This is a genomic window from Microcoleus sp. PH2017_09_SFU_O_A (assembly GCF_020738625.1).
Taxonomy (GTDB): Bacteria; Cyanobacteriota; Cyanobacteriia; order Cyanobacteriales; family Microcoleaceae; genus Microcoleus.
On the sequence record NZ_JAEQCF010000151.1, the window covers coordinates 1 to 6,065 of the forward strand.

Annotated in this window: 7 protein-coding genes; 4 read left to right on the plus strand and 3 right to left on the minus strand. The window is 44.1% G+C overall.

Annotated elements, in window-relative coordinates; genetic code table 11:
• Positions 1–232: 232 nt before the first annotated feature.
• The 3 genes from JGK16_RS31790 to JGK16_RS31800 all read left to right on the plus strand — a co-directional run bounded on the left by JGK16_RS31790 (position 233) and on the right by JGK16_RS31800 (position 3,683).
• A complete protein-coding gene (locus JGK16_RS31790) occupies positions 233–1,522 on the plus strand; it encodes an ABC transporter substrate-binding protein (protein ID WP_366035305.1) in 1,290 nt (429 codons plus the stop codon).
• Positions 1,523–1,643: 121 nt separating this feature from the next.
• Entirely contained in the window at positions 1,644–2,594 is a 951-nt protein-coding gene (locus JGK16_RS31795) for a branched-chain amino acid ABC transporter permease (RefSeq protein ID WP_293193867.1), read from the plus strand.
• A 153-nt stretch (positions 2,595–2,747) separates the two neighbouring features.
• Complete coding sequence (locus JGK16_RS31800; RefSeq protein ID WP_293193869.1) at positions 2,748–3,683, plus strand: branched-chain amino acid ABC transporter permease; 936 nt, start codon at positions 2,748–2,750, stop codon at positions 3,681–3,683.
• 40 nt (positions 3,684–3,723) lie between these two features.
• Here the strand turns inward: JGK16_RS31800 and JGK16_RS31805 are convergent, their stop codons facing one another.
• Positions 3,724–3,993 (minus strand): hypothetical protein, encoded by a 270-nt coding sequence (locus JGK16_RS31805; protein ID WP_293193871.1) that lies wholly within the window; start codon positions 3,991–3,993, stop codon positions 3,724–3,726.
• 16 nt (positions 3,994–4,009) lie between these two features.
• Positions 4,010–4,441: a DUF4329 domain-containing protein gene (locus JGK16_RS31810; protein ID WP_293193873.1), complete on the minus strand. Its 432-nt coding sequence runs from the start codon at positions 4,439–4,441 to the stop codon at positions 4,010–4,012.
• 62 nt (positions 4,442–4,503) lie between these two features.
• Here JGK16_RS31810 and JGK16_RS31815 point away from each other — a divergent pair, with 62 nt between their 5' ends.
• Positions 4,504–4,722, plus strand: coding sequence for a hypothetical protein (locus JGK16_RS31815; protein ID WP_293193875.1), 219 nt, complete (start codon positions 4,504–4,506; stop codon positions 4,720–4,722).
• 341 nt (positions 4,723–5,063) lie between these two features.
• Here the strand turns inward: JGK16_RS31815 and JGK16_RS31820 are convergent, their stop codons facing one another.
• Positions 5,064–5,900, minus strand: a complete 837-nt coding sequence (locus tag JGK16_RS31820) for a hypothetical protein (RefSeq protein WP_293193877.1) — start codon at positions 5,898–5,900, stop codon at positions 5,064–5,066.
• Positions 5,901–6,065: the final 165 nt, after the last annotated feature.

Consider the following 6,065-nt stretch of genomic DNA (forward strand, 5'->3'; position numbering starts at 1 on the left):
CTGGCGCTTTATTAATATACTTATTTCGCAAGGGCTTGTCAAGCGTTTTGCGAAAATAATTTTGACTTTTTTTTGAAGCCATGCACCGTATGGGTTTCGACTGTTGAGACCGACTCTTTGACCCGATCGCCCAATCTGCTTTTCCGGATTTCACTTGTTTGGGGCGTAATTCTAAGGTTTTTTCCGGGGACTCTTCCGCTAATGGGTAGAATATCTCTACAGACACAGACAGATGTTCTATATATATGTGTTCGATCGCCCGCTCATGAAAAAACCGACAGCTCGCCCTAGTGCCTTATTCGTTACGTGCGCTTCACTGTTGCTGGCTTGCAGTCAGACAAATACTCCCCAAACCTCTACCACAGCATCTCCGGCGACTTCGCCCTCTGCCGGTACTTCGCCACAGGGTTCGGCCGGGCAGAATTCCAAGACTATATATATAGGGATTGGGGTGGCGCAAACTAGCAATGTGGCTTTACTCGGTCAGGAACAGGTGGCTGGGGCGAAAATTGCTGAGAAATATTTTAACGATAAGGGCGGTGTGGATGGGACGCCGATTAGATTGGTGTTCCAAGATACGGGTGGAGATGAACAAGGGGCGATTAATGCGTTCAATACTCTGATCAATCAGGATAAGGTGGTGGGGATTGTGGGCCCAACTCTATCACAGCAAGCTTTTGGTGCCGATCCGATCGCCGATCGCGCCAAAGTTCCCGTCCTCGCACCCTCCAATACGGCTAAAGGCATTCCCCAGATTGGCGATTATGTGGCCAGAGTCTCCGCGCCTGTCGCCGTGGTGGCACCTAATGCAGTTAAAGCCGCCCTCAAGCAAAATCCCAATATCAAGAAAGTAGCCGTGTTTTTTGCTCAGAATGATGCTTTCAGCAAATCTGAGACTGAAACTTTCCAGAAAACGGTTAAAGAGATGGGGCTGGAATTGGCAACAGTCCAAAAATTCTTGACTACTGATACAGATTTTCAATCTCAAGCCACTAATGCGATCAATGTCAAGCCCGATTTGATCATTATTTCTGGGTTGGCCGCAGATGGAGGCAATTTAATTAAGCAATTGCGGGAGTTGGGCTACAAAGGCGTTATCATTGGCGGCAACGGTTTGAATACTTCCAATGTATTTACTGTTTGTAAGGCTCTTTGCGATGGGGTTTTGATTGCCCAAGCGTACAGCCCGGAATATCAGAATGAAATTAATAAGGCTTTTCGCGATGCTTATCGCGCTCAATTTAAGAAGGAACCGCCTCAGTTTAGCGCTCAAGCTTTTACGGGCGTTCAAGTTTTTGTGGAGTCATTAAAGGCAATTAATTCTCAGTCTAAGGTTAGTAAAAAGCCTTTGGCAGACTTGCGTACAAAGCTTAATGAGCAGTTGTTGACTGGTAAGTACGATACACCTTTGGGGGAAATTTCTTTTACGCCGGAAGGTGAAATCAATCAGAAAGACTTTTATGTGGCACAAATTAAAATGGATGCGGATGGAGTTAATGGGAAGTTTGAGTTTCTGAAATAAAGGAAGTTCGGCAAGGAATTTTGTAGCGGATTTAACGGATGCAGTCAAAAAATAGGACAGTAGTTTTTTAGCCTATTTGTGATTGAATGATTTAATTTTGATGCCTAATTTGTGACTGGCGATGGATTTAACTCTATTTCTGCAACAATTTCTGAATGGTTTGTCGATCGGCAGCGTGTATGCTATTTTTGCCCTGGGGTACACGCTGGTTTTTTCTATTCTCGGGATTATTAATTTTGCTCACGGTGCAGTGTTTACCTTAGGTGCTTATTTCACTTATGCGCTGATGGGCGGTGCTTTCGGTTTTAACGGGTTGTTGGCTAATGCTAGAATTCCCGTGCAGTTGCCTTTCGCGGTGGCGCTAATTTTGGGCAGTGTGTTGGCTGGTTTGGTGGGAGTAATTGTGGAAAGAGTTGCTTTTTTACCTTTGCGTCGCCGACACTCAGATCCTCTGTTGACGGTGGTTTCTAGTTTGGGTGTAGCAGTTGCGATCGCAAATATGATTCAATATCTTGTCGGGGCTGAGATTTACACTTTTCCGGCTAATACTTACGGCAATTTGCCAGCAGCTATTAACTTTGGTACGGCGGATCGACAGATTCCGATTCGCACTGTGCAAATAGTGATTTTTGTGGTGGCTGTGGCGATTGTTAGTCTCCTAACTTACTTGATAAATTTCACTAAATTTGGTAAGGCAATGCAGGCGGTGGCTGAAGATGCTACTACTTCTAGTCTGTTGGGGATTGATACTGACAGGTATATTGTTTTGACGTTTTTTGTGAGTAGTTTTCTGGCTGGTTTGGCGGGGAGTTTGGTGGGTTCTAGTGTGAGTATTGCGGGGCCGTATTTTGGGATTGCTTTTGGTTTAAAGGGTTTGGCTGTGATTGTGCTTGGTGGGTTGGGGAGTATTCCGGGGGCTGTTTTTGGTGGGTTTATCATTGGTTTGGTGGAGGCTTTTGTGCCGGGAGATTTTTCGGCTTATAAGGATGCTGTGGCTTTTGCGATATTGTTTATTATGCTGTTGGTTAGGCCGCAGGGTTTGTTTGGGCGGCGTTTGATTCAAAAGGTGTAAGTTTGTTAGATCGATTCCGGTTACATCGGAATGATTTAACCGCAGAGGGCGCAGAGGGCGCAGAGAAAGAGAAGAGAGAAATGAATAATTCGGATGCGATCGCATTTGATAGAAAGCCCGTATTTAAGTATGTTTATAATTTAAGATAAAGTTATGGCTACATTTTTTACTACTTATGGGTTTCTGATTGTCTCGATGTTGCTGGGTGCAATGTTGGGATTGTCGCTATATTTGCCTTTGATGACTGGACAATTGTCTCTCGCTAGCCCCGGTTTTTATGCTTTGGGCGGCTATATTGCGGCGATTTTGTCTACGACGGTGTTTCAAACGACGGGGGGTTTATTTCCGCTGCCACTGCTGTTAGTGGAGATGATAATTGCAGGGGCTGTTTCGGGGTTGTTGGGTATTTTGGTGGGAGTTCCGGCGCTGCGGTTGCGGGGGATTTATTTGGCGATCGCAACTATTGCTTTTGTGGAAATTCTCCGCGTATTATCGCTGAATCTGGACATCACTGGCGGGGCTGTGGGGATTTTTGGGATTCCGCAACCGTTTGGAACGCCGATCGAGTATTTGTGGATTGTACTGCCTTTACTGTTGGTAAGTATGGCGATTGTCTATCGGCTGGAACGGATTCGGGTGGGGCGGGCTTTTGCGGCGATTCGGGCTGATGAGTTGGCGGCGGATGCGATCGGCATTAACCCAACTTTTTACAAGGTTTTGGCTTTTACGTTAGGTGCTATTTTAGCTGGGGTTGTGGGTGCTATTAGTGCTCATTTTCTGAATACTTGGAACGCGCGTCAAGGGACTTTTGATGCTAGTATTATTTACTTGACTTCTGTGTTGATTGGTGGTAGTAGAACGTTTTTGGGAGCTGTTTTGGGCGGGATGGTTTTTACTGCTTTACCGGAGGTTTTGAGGGGGATGGCGACTATTCAGGGATTGCCGGTTTGGTTGGCGCAATTTCTGCGGGATGGGCGATTAATTGTGTTTGGGGTGTTGATTGTGTTGGGGACGATATTTTTTCCGCAAGGTTTGGTGACGCCGGAGTTGTTGAAGAGGTGGAGGAAGGGCGATCGCACTTCTGTTTAAAATTAGATTTTGAGTAAAAAAAAATGCGATCGCACTGTACCTATTGCCCCCAAAGCACTCTCTGGATGCTAATATCCTCTGGATTAACTTCAATAATTAAATCCCCACCTCGCCGCCCAATATAATCTCTTGCCCCATAGTTCACTCGCCATACCCAGCTATCATTTTGAGGATGCTGCGTCAGGCTGATGATGCTTTGCATTACATCAATATTCAATTCACGGGCACGTTTATTAGCAGCAGCGATCGCACGAGCAATTGCAACAGCAATATCATCTTGAAGCACATCTGAACTTAATGTTGCAGCCATAATTAGCCTCCACTTTTCAACCTAGAATGATAGATGTATCCGAAATCTCACTTACTTGTCCATTCGGTGCAATTAAATAGATTTTTGCTTGCGAAATCACAAACTCACCTACATAAGAGGCTTCCTTTAAATCAGGATCGTCTCTAACAGCACGCTTATCTGTCTCACTAGGTTCTTGCAAATAATCACCTCCTGTATTGGGATGAGTGTGAAACGACGCAACAATAGCGTTTTCCCCAATTTTACACTTTGGATGAGCAGGCACAATGATGCTATTCTGATTGCCGACTGACCATCGCACAACACTGAGATTTCCTGCTGAATCTTTCAAAATGAAACCGCCTTCTTCGTGTCCGCCAGTTACTCCAGGTTGAGAATCTTCCCAAGCTTGCTTTAATTCTATACGAATTAAAGGGTTGTTTAAGATTTCCGTGTATCCTTGATTCATTATCTCACAGATAGTTTATGATAAATGTATAATGTATTATCGTATGTCTGGGAGTTTAAACTATGTCTCTCGCTGAGTTAATTCCCTTGGTGGACAGTCTGAGCCAGTCAGACAAATTATCACTCTTCAAACTCCTAGCTGTGCAAATCCCAAAGGCTGAACTACAAGTTATCTTTTCTGCATCAGAGTATCCGGTTTGGTCGCCTTACGACGCAACGGAAGCTGCAAACATTCTGATGCAGATGATTCGGGATGACCGAGAGGCGTCTACTTATGCCTAGTACGATCTAGTTTCCCTTTTCTGACGATGAAGCATTACCCACGATTCCCATCACTCTGATGTCATGCAGGCTTTTCTGTCTCCGCGAATGCACTGCTAGATACTGGCGATGCACGATCGAGATTATCTGCTTCTAATAAGCGTCGATGTCGATCGGTAAAAAGTGAGGGGCGATCGCATTTTTCACCCTAAGAGTATCGCCTCCACACTCCTCATTGATTCGCCTATCAGTAAAGAAGTAAGGGGCGATCGTAACTATTGCTGCTGCTGATGAGTTGGTTGCTGATGCTGTTGGAATTAATCCTAGTTTTTATATTGTTAGACTGCTTTCAGCTACAATTACTATTTAACTCGACGAAGAACAGTACCTTCAAACTCAAAAGTATTGGCATCAATTATTCTAATTGTTCCCGATCTAGTCTGACTTCCTGTACCGAGATAGATAGTAGCATTGAAGGTACTTCCTTTAGAAATGTTCCTTGGTATTGAACCGATAGCAGATGTATGTCCATTGGGTAAACAATTATCTCCACCGTTTTGTATTACGGTTTGGATAAGAGTATCACCCCTGAGATAGTACCGCATAATGTATTTACCAGGTCCACACTGGAATCTTGCTTCCCATGTACCTATGAACATCTTTCGCCAGTATTCTTCTTTTACTCTTGCTGTCCAACCTTGACAATTATTGACTACCCCTCCATAAATACCATCATTTGGTGTGCGAAACTCACAACGATCGGGAAGAACTGCTGTTCCGCCTGCCAAAACAATTTTAACTATCTCAGGATCGTAACGTTCACTATCAATTGGAACAAAGTTGTCAACTCTGCCACCACTAGATTCTTGACCGGTTCTGATAGCTTCTTCGGGGTACTTGAATCTGCCTGTTGGGCCAAAACCTATGTTGTCCACAACTCTTCCATTGTTACAGAAAAATATCTGTTCATGAGCAATCTCGACATTGAGTCTATCTCCTACTGGACTATTGGGACGATTTCCATCAAGTCCTCCCCTACCCCATGCCCCTTGAGAGAGAGGGTGCTGAGCAAATACAACATATCGCCCACCTTGACGACAGATACGTTGTTCAGCCACTGATTGTGCTTTGGCGACCGGAGGAAAACAGACCTGAACCAGTATCGCTGTAATTCCTAAGAAAATAGGCAAATTTTTCATTAGACCTCTTGCAAAATAATTTTATGATATAATGGAAAGTTTTGCTTTACTGGATTGAATCCCAATTCTTAACTTATGTTTACTTTTGCCTTACTAGAAACAGGATAAGATACTAGAAACTTATATTGGTTGTTACACAATCAGTAAATCATGAAAAATCAATCT